Source organism: Dermacoccus sp. PE3, assembly GCF_001021715.1.
Classification (GTDB): domain Bacteria; phylum Actinomycetota; class Actinomycetes; order Actinomycetales; family Dermatophilaceae; genus Dermacoccus; species Dermacoccus abyssi.
This window is the reverse complement of record NZ_LDCM01000005.1, coordinates 56780-72863: the sequence shown is the minus strand read 5'-3', so window position 1 is coordinate 72863 and position 16084 is coordinate 56780. Positions and strand designations below refer to the sequence as shown.

The following is a 16084-nucleotide window of genomic DNA, read 5'->3' as shown; positions in this document are numbered from 1 at the left end:
ACATTGCGCCATGCCGAACTATGCCCAAGCCGAACGACAGGCTCTCTGCGACACCGCCCTACGGATCGGACCGGACGCTCCGACGCTCTGCGACGGCTGGACCGTGAAGGACCTCCTGGCCCACCTCGCGATGCGTGAGCGTCGCCCGGAGGCCGTCGGCATCTTTCTGCCCCAGGCACGCGACCTCGCCGAGCGTACCCGCGCGCGCTACGCGCTGCGTCCCTTCGAGGACCTCGTCGACATGGTGCGCCGAGGCCCGCACGAATTCTCGCCCTTCCGCATCCCCGCGGTCGACGCGCGCGCGAACCTGCAGGAGTACTTCATCCACCACGAGGACATCCTGCGCGCGCAGCTGCCTTACGCCGACGAGTCGCAGGTGCGCACCGTCGGTGAGCGCCTGCAGAACTCGCTTTACGCCGCCCTGCCGGCCGCCGGCACGATGATGCTGCGCCACTCGCGGATGCGCGTTGCCGCCCTCTGCCCGGGACGCACGCCGGTTGCCCTCACCAGCCCCGACGAGCCGCTCGGTGAAGTGGTCATCGAGGGCCTGCCCAGCGAGGTTCTCCTCCACCTGGCGGGCCGCATGAGCTTCGTTCAGTTCGCGGGCGAGCCGGACGACATCAACCGCTTCGCGTCGGCGCCGAAGGGCATCTGACCAGCGTCCTTCCTTGCTAGTTCAACGAATTCGGGCCCCACCTTCGAGTTGAAGGTGAGGCCCGAAATCGTGTGGCGCGGTCAGCGCACCGGCGCACCGGTGGCTGCCAGGGCCTGCTTGACGTCGCCGATCGTCATCTCGCCGTAGTGGAAGACGGAGGCTGCGAGCACGGCGTCGGCGCCGGCTTCGACCGCGGCCGGGAAGTGCTCGACGGCGCCCGCGCCACCACTCGCGATGAGAGGCACTGTGACCTCGCTGCGCACTGCCTCGATGAGTTCGAGGTCGAACCCGCGCTTCGTGCCGTCGGCGTCCATCGAGTTGAGCAGGATCTCCCCTGCCCCCAACTCCTCCGCGCGCGCACACCACTCGACGGCCTCCAGGCCGGAGCTCGTGCGGCCGCCGTGCGTCGTCACCTCGTATCGCCCGTCGATGCGCCGCACGTCCGCGGACAGCACGAGAACCTGGGCGCCGAAGCGGTCGGCGATCTCGGCGATGACCTCGGGGCGGGCGATGGCACCGGTGTTGATACCCACCTTGTCCGCGCCCGAACGCAACAGTCGGTCGACGTCGCCGACAGTGCGCACGCCTCCCCCGACGGTGAGGGGAATGAAGACCTGCTCGGCCGTGCGCGCGACGAGGTCGTACGTCGTCGATCGGTCCGCCGAGCTCGCGGTGACGTCGAGGAAGGTGAGTTCGTCAGCGCCCTGACGCTCGTAGCGTGCCGCGAGTTCGACGGGGTCGCCCGCGTCACGAAGATTCTCGAAGTTGACGCCCTTGACGACGCGTCCTGCGTTGACGTCGAGACAGGGAATGACACGTACCGCAACCGACATGGCACCGAGCCTAAGCCCTCAGGCCCCGGGCCCGGCCGGTACGTTTGCTCCGTGAACACGCCGCCCATCGCCGTCCGATCGCCCGGTCTCGCCGCGGCGCCGACGTTGTCACCGGACGCCGTGCTCGCGTGGTTCGACACCCGCGCGTCCCTGAACGAGCGCTGGCTGTTCACCCTCGACGGGCGCTCCGGAGCAGGTAAGACCCAGCTCTCGGACCGCCTCGCTCAGCACTACCCTCACGCCCAGGTGCTTCACCTCGACGACCTCTACCGCGATTGGGACAGCCTGCCCAGCGGCGTGTTGCGTGCCCGCCAGCTCGTCGAACACTGGCGCGCCGGCCGCTCCCCGAGCTACAAGCCGACGCAGTGGGCCGGTATGCCACCGCGCGAGCGCGAGCCCATCCACGCCACCCGCTCCCTCATCGTCGAGGGCGTCGGCGCTGGATGGGTGGGACAGAACATCGCGGAGGGCTCGGCGTGGCTGGAGGCCTCGCGCGAGCAGCGGCGCATCCGTGCACTGCGTCGCGACGGCGAGATGTTCGCGCCGTACTGGGTGAGCTGGGAGGCGCAGGAACGGTCCTGGTTCACCGCGCATCCGCCCCGGGCGGACGTCGTCGTCGACGCGAGCGACCTCACGGACGGAGAACGCTCCGCTGCGCACTGAGGCCGCCGACCTGCCTCAACCAGAACGTGACCGTTCAGTCGTTCGGGATCTCGCCCTGATTGACGTGGACGAGAGCGGCCAGCCGTGAGGCCTCCGCCTCGGCGGACGGGCCGTCCGCGCGCTGGATCGCCATGACGGCGAGCTGCTCGGTGTCGGCCAGGTCGAGCAGGCACCACGGGCGCCCGCCGCCGAACTGGACGCCGACGATCTCGGCCCACGGCACGAAGCGCTTCGTCAGCAGGTTGCGCACCGTGATGCCCTCGGGCGACGGCTCGGCCTTGACGAGCCCCCACCGGCTCAGACCCCAGCTGAGGAAACAGCCGAAGAAGAACACGGCCCACTTGTCGAGCATCGTCCAACCGGTAGCCCCGCCGGTGGGCAGGACGACGAAGGCAACGACACCGAAGGTCACGACCATCGCCACGGCGGCTGCGAAGGCCACCGCGCGGCCGCGACGCGGAATGAACGGACGGTAGGCGTCCTCGTTCTTGGCCATGTGATGACTCCTCTCGGGTGCTCGGGCGCGAGGCGTGGATCAGAGCCGGCAGGCGGCGATGTCAGTGACGAGGATGGCGCGCGCCCCGAGGTCGTACAACTCGTCCATGACGCGGTTGAGCGAACGGCGGTGCACCATGACGCGCACGGCGACCTGGTTCGGGTCGTGAAGCGGCGACACGGTGGGCGACTCGCTGCCGGGCGTCAGCGCGGCGGCCTCCTCGACGAGTGCGGCGTCGATGTCGTAATCCATCATGACGTAGTGGCGCGCGGTGAGAACGCCCTCGAGACGGCGCACGAGAGTCGCGGCCTGACCGGACAGCTCGCGGTCGGAGGGACGGATGAGCAGGGCCTCGCTCGTGAGGATCGGGTCACCGAAGACCTCGAGTCCGGCGTTCCGCAGGGTCGTACCGGTCTCGACGACGTCGGCGATGACGTCGGCGACGCCGAGCGTCACAGCCGTCTCGACCGCACCGTCGAGGCGAACGACCTCAGCGTTCACACCGTTCTTCTCGAGGTCGGCCCTGACGAGGCCGGCGAACGACGTCGCGATGCGTCGACCTTCGAGGTCGGCAACACTCGACGCGACGCCCGGACGCCCGGCGTAGCGGAACGTGGACGCCCCGAAGCCGAGCTGCAGGTGCTCGACGGCCTTCGAACCGGAGTCGAGCATGAGGTCGCGCCCGGTGATACCCAGGTCGAGGGTTCCCGAGCCGACGTAGACGGCGATGTCCTTGGGGCGCAGGAAGAAGAACTCGACCTCGTTGTCGGCGTCCACGACGACGAGTTCCTTGGAGTCGCGGCGCCCGCGGTAGCCGGCCTCCTTGAGCATCGAGGCGGCGGATTCGGAAAGGGCGCCCTTGTTGGGGACTGCGACGCGCAGCATGGTGTCCTTCCGGCTCAGAGGTGGGAGTAGACGTCGTCGAGCGTGATACCGCGCTCGATCATGAGCACCTGCAGGTGGTACAGGAGTTGACTGATCTCCTCGGCCGCGGCGGCGTTGCCCTCGTGCTCGGCGGCCATCCACACCTCGGCGGCCTCCTCGACGATCTTCTTGCCGATGAAGTGCACGCCCCGGTCGAGTTCGGCGACGGTGCCGGAACCCTCTGGGCGCGTCTGCGCCTTCTCATTGAGTTCGGCCCACAGCTCTTCGAACGTCTTCACAGGGTGCAAGGTTACCGGTCGCACGCCCTCGGCCCGCGCGCCGTCCGGCATGGAAGCCGGACGACGTTCATGCACCGAGCGCGCGCAGCGTCACCTCGGTGGCGACGGCCGCGGTCGCGGCCTCGTGGCCCTTGTCCTCCGAGGAGTTCTCCAGGCCTGCACGGTCGAGCGCCTGCTCGTCGTTGTCGCACGTGAGTACACCGAAGCCGATGGCCTTGCCCGTCGTGACGCCGATCTGGGTGAGGCCGTCCGTGGCAGCGCTGCAGACGTAGTCGAAGTGCGGCGTTCCGCCACGGATGACGACGCCGAGCGCGACGAGGACGTCGAACTTCTGCGCAAGACGCGCGCAGGCCGCTGTCAGTTCGAAGGTGCCGGGCACGCGCACGAGCGTGACGTCGGACTCGGCGACGCCGGCGTCGGCCAGGCCGCGGCGAGCGCCGTCGATGAGGCCGTTCATCACGACGTCGTGCCAGCTGGCCGCGACGATCGCGACGCGCAGACCCGAGCCGTCGACGTTGAGATCGGGGGAACCGTGTCCACTCATGATGCTTCTCCTACCTGAGGTTCGTCGCCACGGTCGAAGGTGTGACCGAGACGTTCGATCTTGGTGCGCACGTACGTCGCGTTGTCAGGCCCCATACCGGCCACGAGCGGAACCCGCTCGACGACCTCGATGCCGAAGCGCGCGAGCTGCGCTGCCTTGTCGGGGTTGTTCGTCAGCAGCCGCACGCGGGTGTGACCGAGCGCGCGCAACATGGCGGCCGCCGCACCGTACTCGCGTCCGTCGATGGGCAGCCCGAGCTCGACCTGAGCGTCGACGGTGTCGAAGCCCGCGTCCTGCAGGCCGTACGCGCGCATCTTGTTGAGCAGCCCGACGCCGCGCCCCTCCTGGCCGCGCAGGTACAGCACGACGCCGCCCTCGCGCGAGACGAGGCGCTGCGCCTCCCGCAGCTGCGGGCCGCAGTCGCAGCGCAGCGAACCGAGCGCGTCACCGGTGAGGCACTCGGAGTGCAGGCGCACGAGCGGTACCTCCCCCGGCTCGCGCTCGCTCACGAGGGCCAGGTGCTCGGCGCCGCTCTCGCGGTCCTCGAAACCCCACGCCGTAAACGTGCCGTACTCCGTCGGCAGGTTGGCGGAGGCGATGTGCTCGACGCGGTCGTGGCGCCGGCGCCACTCGATGAGCTGCTCGATCGTGATCACGGCGAGCCCCTCGGCCTCGGCGAGCTCCACGGCACCTGGCAGGCGCATCATCGCGCCGTCGTCGTGAACGAGTTCGACGATCATCGCGACCGGGGAGAGGCCCGCGAGTCGGCACAGGTCGACCGACGCCTCGGTGTGGCCGTCACGCTCGAGCACGCCGCCCGGTCGGGCGCGCAGCGGGAAGACGTGACCGGGGCGCGTCAGCGCCGCGGGAGGCGTCGTCGGGTCGGCGAGCAGACGCAGCGTCAGTGCGCGGTCGGCGGCCGAGATGCCGGTGTGCACGCCGTCCTTCGCATCAACGGAGATCGTGTACGCGGTGCCCTTCGGGTCTTCGTTGCGCGAGACCATCGGCGGAAGGAGGAGCCGGTCGGCCACGTCGTCCGGCATCGGTGAGCAGATGACGCCCGAGCTGTGACGGATCGCCCACGCCATCCATTCGGCGGTCATCGTCTCGCCGGCCATGACGATGTCGGCCTCGTTCTCGCGGTTCTCGTCGTCGGCAACGAGCACGGGGCGTCCGGCACGCAGCTGCGCGAGGGCGTCCTCGACGCTCGACAGCCGCAGTGCCTCCTCGGATGCGTTCGGGGTGGTCATCACGATGCCTCCATCTCACGGGCCGCCACGTCCCGGCTGCGTGAGGCACGCAGCCACTGGGTGAAGCCGTAGGCGACGAGCAGGGCGTACAGCGCATAGAGCGCAGCACTCGGGTAGTACTTGGCATAGATGAGTTCAGGCACGCCGACGAGGTCGACGGCCAGCCACATGAGCCAGAAGTCGTTCCAGCCCCGGGCCATGGCGTACGTCGCGAGTAGCGAGCCGACGAAGATCCAGGCGTCGCACCAGAAGTACCACCAAGGGGCGGGCCACCCGGCACCGATGATCTCGAACACCCAGTGCATGACGACGACGCCCGCGCCCCAGGCGATGACGTAGCCGAGACGCTGTTGCGCGCTCGCCCAGTGCGGGATGACGGCCTCGCCGGTGCTGCCCTTGTTCTTGCTCTCGCGCCACACGTACCAGCCGTAGAGCGAGGTAACGATGAAGAAGATCTGACGCCCGGCCTGCCCGAGCATCGGCGCCCGGTCGTCCATGCCGAAGACGAGGCCCGCGAACACGGTGAAGAGCAGCACGTTACCGACGATGCCGACAGGCCATGCCCAAACCTTGCGGCGCATGCCGCCGATCGCCGAGGCCATGCCGAAGCCGTTGCCGATGATCTCGCGCCACGTGATCTGCGAGCCGCCGATAGTGAGGTGCGCCGTGTAGATCTGCTCCCAGACGCTCATGCGCTCTCCGCCTTCGCAAGGCGTTCCTCGAGGGCCGCAAGGCGCGGGCCGACGAGGTGCTCGACGTACTTGGCGAGCACATCGACCTCGACGTTGACGGCGTCGCCGACGCTCGCGTCACCGAACGTCGTGAGGTCGAGCGTCGTCGGAATGAGGCTGACGGTGAAGGTGTCGGCCTCGCGTGAGGCCACCGTGAGCGAGACGCCGTTGAGCGTGATCGAACCCTTCTCCACGACGTAGGGCGCGAGCTCGACCGGCAGGTCGAAGCGCACGACGCTCCAGCGCTCCCCCGGCTCGATGGCGACGATGCGCGTCGTGCCGTCGACGTGACCCTGCACGACGTGGCCGCCGAACCGCGCGTCCGCGCGCATGGCGCGCTCCAGGTTGACCGGCGATCCGGGCTGCAGGGCACCGAGGCTCGTGCGGTCGAGCGTCTCCTTCATGACGTCGAGCGTGAAGGTGAGGGTGTCGAACGTCGTCACCGTGAGGCAGACGCCGTTGACCGCGATGCTGTCGCCGTGGTGCGCGTCCGTGAGCACCTCGGCCCCTTCGACGACCAGGACGACGGCGTCGGCGGTGTGCTCGATCGAGGCAACCCGGCCTTTGGCTTCGACGATTCCGGTGAACACGGTGTTCAGCTCTCCTCACGCGTCGCAAGCGGGCGCAGGGTCAGGCGCAGGTCGGTCTGCGCTGGGGTGGTGGCATCAGCGGGCGTGACGAGGCTCGTCACGTCGACGAGGTCGAAACGCCGCAGGTCGGTCATGGACGCGGCGCCGAAGTCTGCCGCTGCGGGCCTGCCGGCGCCGAGCATCGCGGGGGCGACGTACGCGAGTACCTCGTCGACGCGCTCGGCCGCGAGGAAGGCGGCGGCGAGCGTCGGCCCGCCCTCGAGCCACACCGCGTGGATGCCGCGCTCGTGCAGCACCTCGAGAACGGCGTCGACGTCGTGGGTGCGCAGCTGGAGGGTCTCGGCGGCGTCGTCGAGGACGCGAGCGTCGGCGGGCAGGTCGCGGTCACCGACGACGACGCGCAGGGGCTGCGTCGGGAGGTTCGTGCCGTCGGTGTCGCGGACGGTGAGCTGCGGGTCGTCGGCGAGCGCCGTTCCCGTGCCGACGACGACGGCGCCGTGCTCCGCGCGCAGCCGGTGGACATCTGCGCGGGCCGTGGAACCGGTGATCCATCGGGAGGTGCCGTCGGCGGCAGCGCTGAAGCCGTCGAGGGTGGCGGCGAACTTCCAGCGGACGACGGGCCGAGCGTGGGTGACGGAGAACGTCCAGTCCTCGTTGAGCGCGGCCCCCTGGCGTGCAAGCTCGGCGTCCTGGTCGACGGCGATGCCCGCGTCCGAGAGGACGCCTGCTCCCCCGGCGGCTGCGCCGTTCGGGTCGCTCTGGCCGTAGACCACGCGGCCCACACCGGCTGCGACGAGCGCGCGGGCGCAGGACGGCGTACGGCCCTGGTGGGCACAGGGTTCGAGGGTGACGTAAGCGGTGGCTCCACGCAGGTCAACGCCATCGGCGTTCGCCTGGGCGATGGCCGCCGCTTCGGCGTGCGGCGTTCCGGCGCCTCGGTGGTAGCCCTCGGCGAGCACCGAGCCGTCGGTCGAGACGATGACGCAGCCGACGCGCGGGTTCGCGTCCGGAAGCGGCGAAAGAGCCGCGAGCGCGACGGCACGACGCACAGCGCCTGAGCGGTCGAGATTCATCGTTGTCACCTCCGGTTCGGAACATCACCGTTCACCGGGGTGGCGCGAGATCGCACGAAATGCAGGCTCGTCACACGACGAGCAGTGCACGGCATCTTGGGCGATGCCGAACACCGGCGCTCGCTCACGCGACCGCCCTCATGCTGCCTCCCATCCGGACTTTAACCGTCGGTCTCGGAATTTCACCGAGTCAACCGACCCCTGACGAAGCGGGCCGGGTCGCGGACTTTAACCGCCGGCTAGGAATTTCACCTACCCCGGAGCACGCCGCTCATGTTACACCCGGGGTGCGCGCCTGCGACCCCGGGTGTCAACGATCGGTCCGTCAGTGAGCGTGGCCGGCTGCGAGACGTCGCAGATCCTCGACGGCGTCGGCCGCCGAGGCCGCCCCGTACACGGCGGAACCGGCGACGAACGTGTCCGCACCGGCTTCGGCGCACTGCTCGATCGTCTTCGCGGAGACGCCGCCGTCCACCTGGATCCAGATGTCACCGCCGTGCTTCTTCACGCTCTCGCGCACAGCGCGCACCTTCGGCATCTGCTCGGCCATGAAGGACTGCCCACCGAATCCGGGCTCGACCGTCATGACGAGCACCATGTCGAGTTCGGGCAGCAGTTCCTCGTACGGCTCCCACGGGGTGCCGGGCTTGATGGCCATCGACGCGCGGGCACCGGCAGCGCGGATGTCACGCGCGATCTTCTTCGGGTCGGCGGCGGCCTCGACGTGGAAGGTGACGCTCTTGCAGCCCGCTTCCGCGTACTGCGGGGCCCAGCGGTCGGGGTCGTCGATCATGAGGTGCGCATCGAGCGGCATGGGTGCCACCTTGAGCAGCGACTCGACAACGGGAAGCCCGAGCGTCAGGTTGGGCACGAAGTGGTTGTCCATGACGTCGACGTGTGCCCAGTCGGCATTCTTGATCGCGTCGAGTTCGCTCTGCAGGTTGGCGAAGTCGGCCGAGAGGATGCTCGGCGCGATGCGCATGGTGGGTTCGACGCGGGTGGTGTCGGTCATCTCGGGCCTTTCCGGTGGTCAGCGCGTCTTGCGCAGGAGGGCGAAGAACATGGCGTCGGTGCCGTGAAGGTGCGGCCACAGCTGGACCGACGGCAGGGTGCCGATGCGCTCGAGCGGCTCGTCGTAGGCGTCGAGGAAGTACGGCCAGGCGTCCTCCTGCACGACGTCGTCGCGCGCACCGAGCACCTCACCGACGACAGCGAGCGTCTCGGCCGGGTGCGGCGAGCACGTCGCGTAGCCGACGATGCCGCCCGGACGCGTGGCGTCGAGCGCGGAGTTGAGCAGTTCCACCTGCAGGGCGGCGAGCTCTGCGACGTCGAAGGGACGCCGGCGCCAGCGCGACTCGGGTCGGCGACGCATCGCACCGAGGCCGGTGCAGGGAGCGTCGAGCAGGACGCGGTCGTACGTCGCGGGTTCCTCGGCGCCGAGCTCACGGCCGTCACCGGTGCCGACGTAGATCTCGGCGCCGTCGTCGAGCAGAGCGCGCAGCGTGCGGCGAACGAGCTCGGTGCGGTGCTCGCTCGACTCGTTGCAGAACAGGACGTGTCCGCGCAGGTGCGCGATGGAACCGAGTACCGCCGCCTTGCCACCCGGGCCGGCGCACATGTCGAGCCACTGCTCGCCGGTCTTGGGGCGGGCCGAGGCCTCGGCCATCTCGTTGTCGGCCTCGATCGGCTTCGCAGGCTCGACGGGCGCTTCGGCCAGGGCGATGGCGAGCAACTGAGAGCCTTCGTCCTGCACAGCAGCGCGCGTCTCGCGGACGGCCGGGATGTTCGCCGGGTCGCCGAACGGCAGGGTAGCCGCGATGGGCGACAGATCGCTGAGTTCGGCACCGGCCTCGACGAGTTCGTCGACGTCCGCGAGGCCCGGACGTGCCACGAGCGCGACGCGGGGTGCCTCGTTGTCCGCGGCGAGCAACGCGTCGAGCGCGTCGTCGAGGCTCGGCTGACCTTCACCGCCGGCCGCTTCGTGACCGCGCAGTGCCTGACGCAGGGCCGAGACGACCCAGGCCGGGTGCGACGTCGCGATGGCGCGCACGTCGTCGGCGTCCTCGACGCCACGGGTGAGGGCGGCGATCCAGGTGTCGCGGTCACGTTCCCCAGCGCGGCGCAGAACGGCGTTGACGAAGCCGGACGCACCGGCGCCCGCATGCTCACGAGCGAGCGCGACGGTCTCGGACGTCGCCGCATGCGTGGGCACGCGCATCGAGAGCAGTTGGTGAACCCCGAGGCGCAGGATGTCGAGCACGATCGGGTCGATGTCGGCCGGCGCGCGGCCTGCTCCGACCTCGATGACCCGGTCGTAGAGGCCCTGACGCCGGATGGTGCCGAGGGCCAGTTCGGTGGCGAAGGCCGCGTCGCGACCGCTGAGGTCGTGGCGACGCAACACCTTGGGCATCTCGAGGTTGGCGTACGCGCCGTCGTCTACCGCGCGCAGAACGGCAAGAGCCGCGGTACGCGCCGGGTCGCCGCTGCGGCGTCGCTCGGACGGGGCGGCCGCGCTGCGGTGGCCCGCACTGCGCAGCCGGGCATCCGATCGCTCTCGGCCCTTGGCGTCACGACGCGAGGCGTCGTGGCCACCGCGAGAGCCGCGACCGTCACCGCGGTCGTCCCGTCGGGGGTTCGAGCCGCGGCCGTAGCCACCCGATCCTTCGCGCGCGTCAGCCACCGAGGCGTTCTCCTTCGTCGATTCGTACGCCGCGTGCCCAATCGGCCGCGACCATGCTCTTCTTGCCCTGAGGCTGCACCTCGAGCAATTCCAGGGTGCCTCCGACGGCGCCCACGAAAACCTGCTTCTTCGTCGCGCGCAGCGCACCGGCCGCCAGGGGCGGGTTCGCCTCGTCGGTCACCGCGAGGGTGCTGCGCAGCACCTTGAGGCGCTCAGCCCGGAACGTCGTCCAGGCCCCTGGCGCCGGGGACGCGCCGCGAATGCGGCGGTCGACAGCGAAGGCGGGCGACTTCCAGTCGATCTGCACGTCCTCGACGAGGATCTTCGGCGCGAGGGAGACACCGTCGGCCGACTGGGCGACGGGCGTGACCTCTCCCGCTTCAAGGGCATCGAGGGTCTTGACGAGCAACGACGCTCCGCCCTCGGCGAGGCGTCCCAGCAGGTCGCCGGCCGTGTCCGTGGCGCGGACGGCCTCTGTCATCGTGCCGAAGACTGGCCCGGTGTCGAGGCCCTCCTCGAGGAGGAAGGTCGAGGCACCCGTGACATCGTCGCCGGCCATGAGGGCGTGCTGCACGGGCGCAGCGCCACGCCACGCGGGCAGGAGCGAGAAGTGCAGATTGATCCAGCCCAGACGAGGCACGTCGAGGACGTCACGTGGGATGAGCGCGCCATAGGCGACGACGGGGCAGGCATCGGGTGCCAGTTCGCGCAGACGTGCGACGAACTCGGGGTCGGACGGCTTGGTCGGCGTGAGTACCTCGACGCCGGCGTCCTCGGCGACGCGACGCACCGGCGAAGCGGACGTCTTGCGACCGCGCCCAGAGCGGGCGTCGGGGCGGGTGATGACACCCACGACGTCGTGGGCCGAGTCGAGCAGTGCGCTCAGCGAGGGAACCGCGGCCTCGGGAGTGCCGGCGAACACAACGCGCATGGGAGCACGTCCCTTCGTCGAGTGGAGCGGGGTCGGGGTATCGGCCTCGGCCGACGTCCGGCCAAGTCTAGTGGGGGCGCTAGCGCCGACAGTCACGCACGATCGGCGCCAACGGCAGACCCCTCAGGAGCAGTTCGTCGCGCAGCGTGCCCGGGTCGGTGAACAGCAACGCGTCGAGCCCCGCCTGCTCGGCGCTCATGACGTTGGCGCTCGAGTCGTCGATGAACACCGCGTCCTCGAGGCCCCCGATGTGACGGGTCACCTCCTCGAGGATCTCCCACATCTCCGGATCGGGCTTCGTCACGCCCTCCTCGCCGGAGACGATGATCTCCTCGAACAGCTCGAGGAAGTCGTGCAGTTCTCGGGCGATCGGGAAGAGCTCGGCCGAGAAGTTCGTCACGGCGAACAGCGGCACCTGCGCTTCGTGTAGTTCCCGCAGGATGGCGACGGTGCCGTCGATGGGCTCGCGGATGGCGTCGGCGTAGTGGTCGACGTAGGCCTGGCCCACCTCTCCGACGGCTGCGTCGTGTTCGGTGAGTTCGGCGACGATCTCGGACCACGGCGTGCCCCCGTCCGCGCGCAAGTTGCGCCCGTGGAAGTCGATGGCGGCCTCGGCGAGAAAGGCATCGGCGCGCTCGCGCCCGACGACGGGTTCTAGGGCGAGCAACGGCTCCCAGCGGATGAGCACGTTGCCGATGTCGAAGACGACGAAGTCGACCGGGTTGGGGGCCGTGTCGTCCGTGAAGCCCCCGAGTTCCTCGAGATCGGGGCCGTCGAGGTCGTCGAGTCTGCTCAGGTCAGGCGTCGAAGTCATGGCGCCCACCGTAACGGAGTGGTTCTCATGCCAGGCCGTCGAGCATCGGGTCGAGCCGCAGCGTGACGACCGGTTCGCGTGCCGCCGAGCGGGCGGCCTGCACGCCACGCAGCAGCTTCGGGGGCTCGGGCGCACCGGGGTCGTTCCAGCGCACGAGGTAGCGCACCTTCGGGTCGTCGTCGTTCGAGCGGCCCGTCGCGCGATCGAACATGTGGCGTCGTCCCAACGGCAGTGGTCCGAGCACGTCGAGCGGCACGCCGTCGTCGTTCGCGCGGCGCGAGACCTCGTCGGCCACGTCCTGCGCCGCACGTCTCGGCCCCTCGAGCGCGGCCATCCGGACGACCGGGGGTAGACCGACCTCGGCGCGTTCGGCCAGCTCGCGCTCGGCGAACCACCGCGGCGCCGCACGCACGAGCGCCTCCACGCTCGGGAACGGCACGTGGCGCGGCACGCCGCACAGGTAGACCGCTCCCCCGTCAGCGGCGCCCCGCACGAGGCCCGCGGCGGTCGACCAATGCGTGAGCGCCCGCTCGGACGAGTCGAGCCCGGCGCGATCGAGCAGTGCCCACGCGTCGAGCAGGATGGCTGCGCTGTAGCCGTTTTCGGCGACCGGCTCTGCACCGGGCGTTGCGATGACGAGCGCGGGGGTGTCGGGCACCGTGGCCAGAACGTCCGGTGCACCCGATCGGCGCACCGGCACGCCGGGGAAGGCACGCCCCAGTTCCTCCGCGGTGCGACCGGCACCGACGACGAGTGACCTCAGGTCGTGCGCACCGCACTCCGGGCAGGTGATGACGTGGGCGACGTGGCCGCACCAGCGACACGCGGGCGTGGCCCCTTCGTCGGCCAACCCCAGCGGCCCGTGGCAAACGGGGCACGCAGCCTTCGTGCGGCAGCGCGCACAGGCGAGAGCCGGAACGTAGCCGCGCCGCGGCACCTGAACGAGGACGGGGCCGTGTGCGAGTGCGTCCGTGGCTCCGCGCCAGGCCTGGGCGGGAATGCGTGCCCGGGCGGCCGGGCCGTGACGTTCGACCGCCCGGTCATCCCCCGTCACGACGACGGCCGGCCCGGTACGAGCCACGGCATCGACGGCGACGAGATCCCCGCTCTCCACCCAGGCCTCGACCGCCGCCGATCGCGTGGGTCCGGCTGAGACGAGCGACGCACCACTGAGGCGGGCTCGCTCGCGCAGGACGTCGCGCACGTGCGGGTAGGGAGCATGGGGCTCGGCGTGCAGCGAGTCCGTGTCGTCCCACCACACGACGAGCCCCAGGTCCTTCACTGGGGCGAACATCGCGGCCCTCGTGCCGACAACGACGTCGGCCTCACCGCGCACCGTCTTGAGGAACGAGGTGTAGCGCGCCTGCGGCCCTTGATCGGCACTGAGGCGCACGACTTTGTCTCGCCCGAGCAGTGCGGTGCACGCCTCGAGCACGCGCTCGACGTCGCGCGCGTCCGGCACGACGACGAGGCTCCCCCGCTTCGAACGTCGAGCCGCGTCGGCGAGCTCTGCGACTGCCGCCGGCCAGGCGTCGTCACCGAACAGCCCGGGTGCCACGTTCCACGACGCACGTGGCCCTTCGCCGTCGGCGATGTGCTTGAGGAGCGACAACCCGCCGCCGTAGAAGCGCCAGGCGCTCGATGCTTCGTCGACCGCTGCCCCGGCAGGCTCGGTCGGCTCGCTCTCGGCCCGCTCATCGTCGCTCGGCGCACCCGGCGATCCGTCCGCCGCCGTCGTGTCCGATGCGTCAGCGGTCTCCCCGACGGCGTCGACATCCGCCCTTTCTGACGCCGCGGCCTTCTCGTCCCGAGCGTCGAGCGCCGCCTCGGCGCGGGCGTGCCGGGGCGGGATGGCCAGGCGCAGGACGTCGCTGACGTTCCCCGCGTCACGAGCGGCCACGGCGCGAGCCAGCTCCCACACGTGCGGCGTGAGCACGACTTGGGACGAGATGACGCGTTGGATGGGCCGCAGGGTGCCCGAGAACTCGGCCTGCTCGCGCAGAGCCACGACGTAGCCGGTGATCTGTTGCGCCTTGAACCTCACCTTGACGGCGACACCGACTGCGATGTCGTCACGCATCTCCTCGGGCACCGTGTACTCGAACTCGCGGTCGAGGTGAGGCACTTCGAGCATGGGCCAGACGACGGCGACCAGGTCGGGTTTCGACCCGGACGACGCGGGCGCTGCGTCGGCGACGTCCGTGCTGGCGTCTCCCGGCTCCTTGCGTTGGGGACGCGCGGCCTCACGCAGCAGGGCCAGCTGTTCGCTGGTCGGTGCGTGCGGCTCGCTCATGGCCCCATGTATACGGCACACCTCCGACAACCGTCGAACGTCCCCGCGTGGACGCCGAAGGGCGCCGCCCCGTCCGGTGTGGACAGGCGGCGCCCTTCGCTCTGTGAGGTCGGTGATCAGCCGGCAGCGCGCTGCAGTTCCTCGACGCGGTTGGTGCGCTCCCACGTGAACCCGTTCTCCAGGCCGGGTGCCTCGGTGCGACCGAAGTGGCCGTAGGCCGCGGTGGGCTGGTAGATCGGGCGCAGGAGATCGAGCTGCTCGACGAGCGCGGCGGGGCGCAGGTCGAACGTCGTGTCGATGGCCTTCTGGATGACGTCGAGCGGCTTGGTCTCGGTGCCGAAGCACTCGACGTAGAGGCCAACCGGCTGAGCCTTGCCGATGGCGTAGGCGACCTGCACCTCGCAGCGCTTCGCGAGGCCTGCGGCGACGACGTTCTTGGCCACCCAGCGCATGGCGTAGGCGGCCGAGCGGTCGACCTTCGACGGGTCCTTTCCGGAGAAGGCGCCGCCGCCGTGGCGGGCCATGCCGCCGTAGGTGTCGACGATGATCTTGCGACCGGTGAGGCCGGCGTCACCCATGGGGCCGCCGATGACGAACTTGCCCGTCGGGTTGATGAGCTGGCGCACGTTCGTGGTGTCGAGCGCGACGCCGCTGGCCGCGAGTTCGGCGATGACCGGGTCGATGACGTGACGTTCGATGTCGGGCGCCAGCTGCCCGCCCAGGTCGATGCCTTCGTCGTGCTGCGTCGAGAGCACGACGGTCTCGAGGCCGACCGCCTTGTCACCGTCGTAGGCGATGGTGACCTGCGTCTTGCCGTCCGGGCGCAGGTACTCGAGCGTGCCGTCCTTGCGCACGCGGGTGAGGCGCTCGGAGAGGCGGTGCGCGAGGAAGATCGGCAGCGGCATGAGTTCGGGAGTGTCGTCGCAAGCGTAACCGAACATGAGGCCCTGGTCGCCGGCGCCCTGCAGATCGAGCGGGTCGACGCCACCGTCGACGCGGTGTTCGTGCGCCTGGTCGACGCCCTGCGCGATGTCGACCGACTGCTGGCCGATCGAGACGGAAATGCCGCAGCTGTGCCCGTCGAAGCCCTTGAGCGAGGAGTCGTAGCCGACCTCGGTGATGACGTTGCGCACGAGCGTCGCGATGTCGGTGTAGCCCTCGGTGCGCACCTCTCCCGCCACGTGCACGAGGCCCGTCGTCACCATCGTCTCGACCGCGACGCGCGACTTCGGGTCCTTCTTGAGCATGTCGTCGAGGATCGCGTCACTGATCTGGTCACAGATCTTGTCGGGGTGACCTTCGGTGACGGACTCGGAGGTGAACAGACGGGTCAAAGCGGACTCCTGACGTGGGCAGCGGCTGCTGACT

The 16084-nt window shown here is 70.2% G+C and carries 17 protein-coding genes and 1 riboswitch; of the genes, 2 read left to right on the top strand and 15 right to left on the bottom strand.

From position 1 onward, the window contains the following. Positions 1–10 precede the first annotated feature (10 nt). Positions 11–655: a TIGR03085 family metal-binding protein gene (locus tag AA983_RS12935; protein ID WP_047312710.1), complete on the top strand. Its 645-nt coding sequence runs from the start codon at positions 11–13 to the stop codon at positions 653–655. Positions 656–735: 80 nt separating this feature from the next. Here AA983_RS12935 and hisF read toward each other — a convergent pair whose 3' ends face one another. Further along, positions 736–1488 carry an imidazole glycerol phosphate synthase subunit HisF gene (gene hisF / locus AA983_RS12930; RefSeq protein WP_047312709.1) on the bottom strand — a complete coding sequence of 251 codons (753 nt, stop codon included), beginning with the start codon at positions 1486–1488 and terminating at the stop codon, positions 736–738. A 51-nt stretch (positions 1489–1539) separates the two neighbouring features. Between hisF and AA983_RS12925 the strand changes: the two genes are divergently transcribed. Then, positions 1540–2151 carry a hypothetical protein gene (locus AA983_RS12925; RefSeq protein ID WP_047312708.1) on the top strand — a complete coding sequence of 204 codons (612 nt, stop codon included), beginning with the start codon at positions 1540–1542 and terminating at the stop codon, positions 2149–2151. A gap of 34 nt (positions 2152–2185) precedes the next feature. On the opposite strand, the gene AA983_RS12920 is transcribed toward AA983_RS12925, so the two are convergent. The 14 genes from AA983_RS12920 to metK form a co-directional block, all read right to left on the bottom strand. Further along, entirely contained in the window at positions 2186–2647 is a 462-nt protein-coding gene (locus tag AA983_RS12920) for a PH domain-containing protein (protein ID WP_047312707.1), read from the bottom strand. A gap of 39 nt (positions 2648–2686) precedes the next feature. Continuing rightward, the gene (gene hisG / locus AA983_RS12915; RefSeq protein ID WP_047312706.1) at positions 2687–3532 is read right to left on the bottom strand and encodes an ATP phosphoribosyltransferase; all 846 of its coding nucleotides are present in this window, start codon (positions 3530–3532) and stop codon (positions 2687–2689) included. A gap of 14 nt (positions 3533–3546) precedes the next feature. After that, positions 3547–3810, bottom strand: coding sequence for a phosphoribosyl-ATP diphosphatase (locus tag AA983_RS12910; RefSeq protein WP_047312873.1), 264 nt, complete (start codon positions 3808–3810; stop codon positions 3547–3549). Positions 3811–3877: 67 nt separating this feature from the next. Further along, a complete protein-coding gene (gene ribH / locus AA983_RS12905; RefSeq protein WP_047312705.1) occupies positions 3878–4354 on the bottom strand; it encodes a 6,7-dimethyl-8-ribityllumazine synthase in 477 nt (158 codons plus the stop codon). Next, positions 4351–5604, bottom strand: coding sequence for a 3,4-dihydroxy-2-butanone-4-phosphate synthase (gene ribB, locus AA983_RS12900; protein WP_187034871.1), 1254 nt, complete (start codon positions 5602–5604; stop codon positions 4351–4353). Before ribB ends, ribH begins: the two co-directional genes overlap by 4 nt. Further along, positions 5604–6296: a nicotinamide riboside transporter PnuC gene (pnuC, locus tag AA983_RS12895; protein WP_047312704.1), complete on the bottom strand. Its 693-nt coding sequence runs from the start codon at positions 6294–6296 to the stop codon at positions 5604–5606. The genes ribB and pnuC overlap by 1 nt, the downstream gene beginning before the upstream one ends. After that, positions 6293–6925 carry a riboflavin synthase gene (locus tag AA983_RS12890; RefSeq protein ID WP_047312703.1) on the bottom strand — a complete coding sequence of 211 codons (633 nt, stop codon included), beginning with the start codon at positions 6923–6925 and terminating at the stop codon, positions 6293–6295. Before AA983_RS12890 ends, pnuC begins: the two co-directional genes overlap by 4 nt. Before the next feature lie 5 nt (positions 6926–6930). Then, on the bottom strand, positions 6931–7998 hold the full coding sequence (ribD, locus tag AA983_RS12885; protein WP_047312702.1) for a bifunctional diaminohydroxyphosphoribosylaminopyrimidine deaminase/5-amino-6-(5-phosphoribosylamino)uracil reductase RibD: 1068 nt from the start codon (positions 7996–7998) through the stop codon (positions 6931–6933). 138 nt (positions 7999–8136) lie between these two features. Next, positions 8137–8266: riboswitch (FMN riboswitch) on the bottom strand. Between the two features lie 57 nt (positions 8267–8323). Next, on the bottom strand, positions 8324–8980 hold the full coding sequence (rpe, locus tag AA983_RS12880; RefSeq protein WP_047312871.1) for a ribulose-phosphate 3-epimerase: 657 nt from the start codon (positions 8978–8980) through the stop codon (positions 8324–8326). A 48-nt stretch (positions 8981–9028) separates the two neighbouring features. Further along, complete coding sequence (locus AA983_RS12875) at positions 9029–10678, bottom strand: RsmB/NOP family class I SAM-dependent RNA methyltransferase (RefSeq protein WP_369798814.1); 1650 nt, start codon at positions 10676–10678, stop codon at positions 9029–9031. After that, complete coding sequence (gene fmt, locus AA983_RS12870) at positions 10671–11609, bottom strand: methionyl-tRNA formyltransferase (protein WP_047312701.1); 939 nt, start codon at positions 11607–11609, stop codon at positions 10671–10673. The genes AA983_RS12875 and fmt overlap by 8 nt, the downstream gene beginning before the upstream one ends. A gap of 79 nt (positions 11610–11688) precedes the next feature. Continuing rightward, entirely contained in the window at positions 11689–12423 is a 735-nt protein-coding gene (locus AA983_RS12865; RefSeq protein WP_082128921.1) for an HAD-IA family hydrolase, read from the bottom strand. Positions 12424–12448: 25 nt separating this feature from the next. After that, complete coding sequence (locus tag AA983_RS12860) at positions 12449–14716, bottom strand: hypothetical protein (protein WP_052947137.1); 2268 nt, start codon at positions 14714–14716, stop codon at positions 12449–12451. 116 nt (positions 14717–14832) lie between these two features. After that, positions 14833–16050: a methionine adenosyltransferase gene (metK, locus tag AA983_RS12855; protein ID WP_047312700.1), complete on the bottom strand. Its 1218-nt coding sequence runs from the start codon at positions 16048–16050 to the stop codon at positions 14833–14835. Positions 16051–16084: the final 34 nt, after the last annotated feature.

What these genes read in the sequence shown, in the direction of transcription:
- pnuC (WP_047312704.1), bottom strand. Translation starts at nt 6,296, where the DNA reads ATGAGCGTCTGGGAGCAGATCTACACGGCGCACCTCACTATCGGCGGC.
- hisG (WP_047312706.1), bottom strand. Translation starts at nt 3,532, where the DNA reads ATGCTGCGCGTCGCAGTCCCCAACAAGGGCGCCCTTTCCGAATCCGCC.
- ribH (WP_047312705.1), bottom strand. Translation starts at nt 4,354, where the DNA reads ATGAGTGGACACGGTTCCCCCGATCTCAACGTCGACGGCTCGGGTCTG.
- AA983_RS12860 (WP_052947137.1), bottom strand. Translation starts at nt 14,716, where the DNA reads ATGAGCGAGCCGCACGCACCGACCAGCGAACAGCTGGCCCTGCTGCGT.
- AA983_RS12865 (WP_082128921.1), bottom strand. Translation starts at nt 12,423, where the DNA reads ATGACTTCGACGCCTGACCTGAGCAGACTCGACGACCTCGACGGCCCC.
- ribB (WP_187034871.1), bottom strand. Translation starts at nt 5,604, where the DNA reads ATGACCACCCCGAACGCATCCGAGGAGGCACTGCGGCTGTCGAGCGTC.
- AA983_RS12935 (WP_047312710.1), top strand. Translation starts at nt 11, where the DNA reads ATGCCGAACTATGCCCAAGCCGAACGACAGGCTCTCTGCGACACCGCC.
- rpe (WP_047312871.1), bottom strand. Translation starts at nt 8,980, where the DNA reads ATGCGCATCGCGCCGAGCATCCTCTCGGCCGACTTCGCCAACCTGCAG.
- fmt (WP_047312701.1), bottom strand. Translation starts at nt 11,609, where the DNA reads ATGCGCGTTGTGTTCGCCGGCACTCCCGAGGCCGCGGTTCCCTCGCTG.
- hisF (WP_047312709.1), bottom strand. Translation starts at nt 1,488, where the DNA reads ATGTCGGTTGCGGTACGTGTCATTCCCTGTCTCGACGTCAACGCAGGA.
- ribD (WP_047312702.1), bottom strand. Translation starts at nt 7,998, where the DNA reads ATGAATCTCGACCGCTCAGGCGCTGTGCGTCGTGCCGTCGCGCTCGCG.
- AA983_RS12920 (WP_047312707.1), bottom strand. Translation starts at nt 2,647, where the DNA reads ATGGCCAAGAACGAGGACGCCTACCGTCCGTTCATTCCGCGTCGCGGC.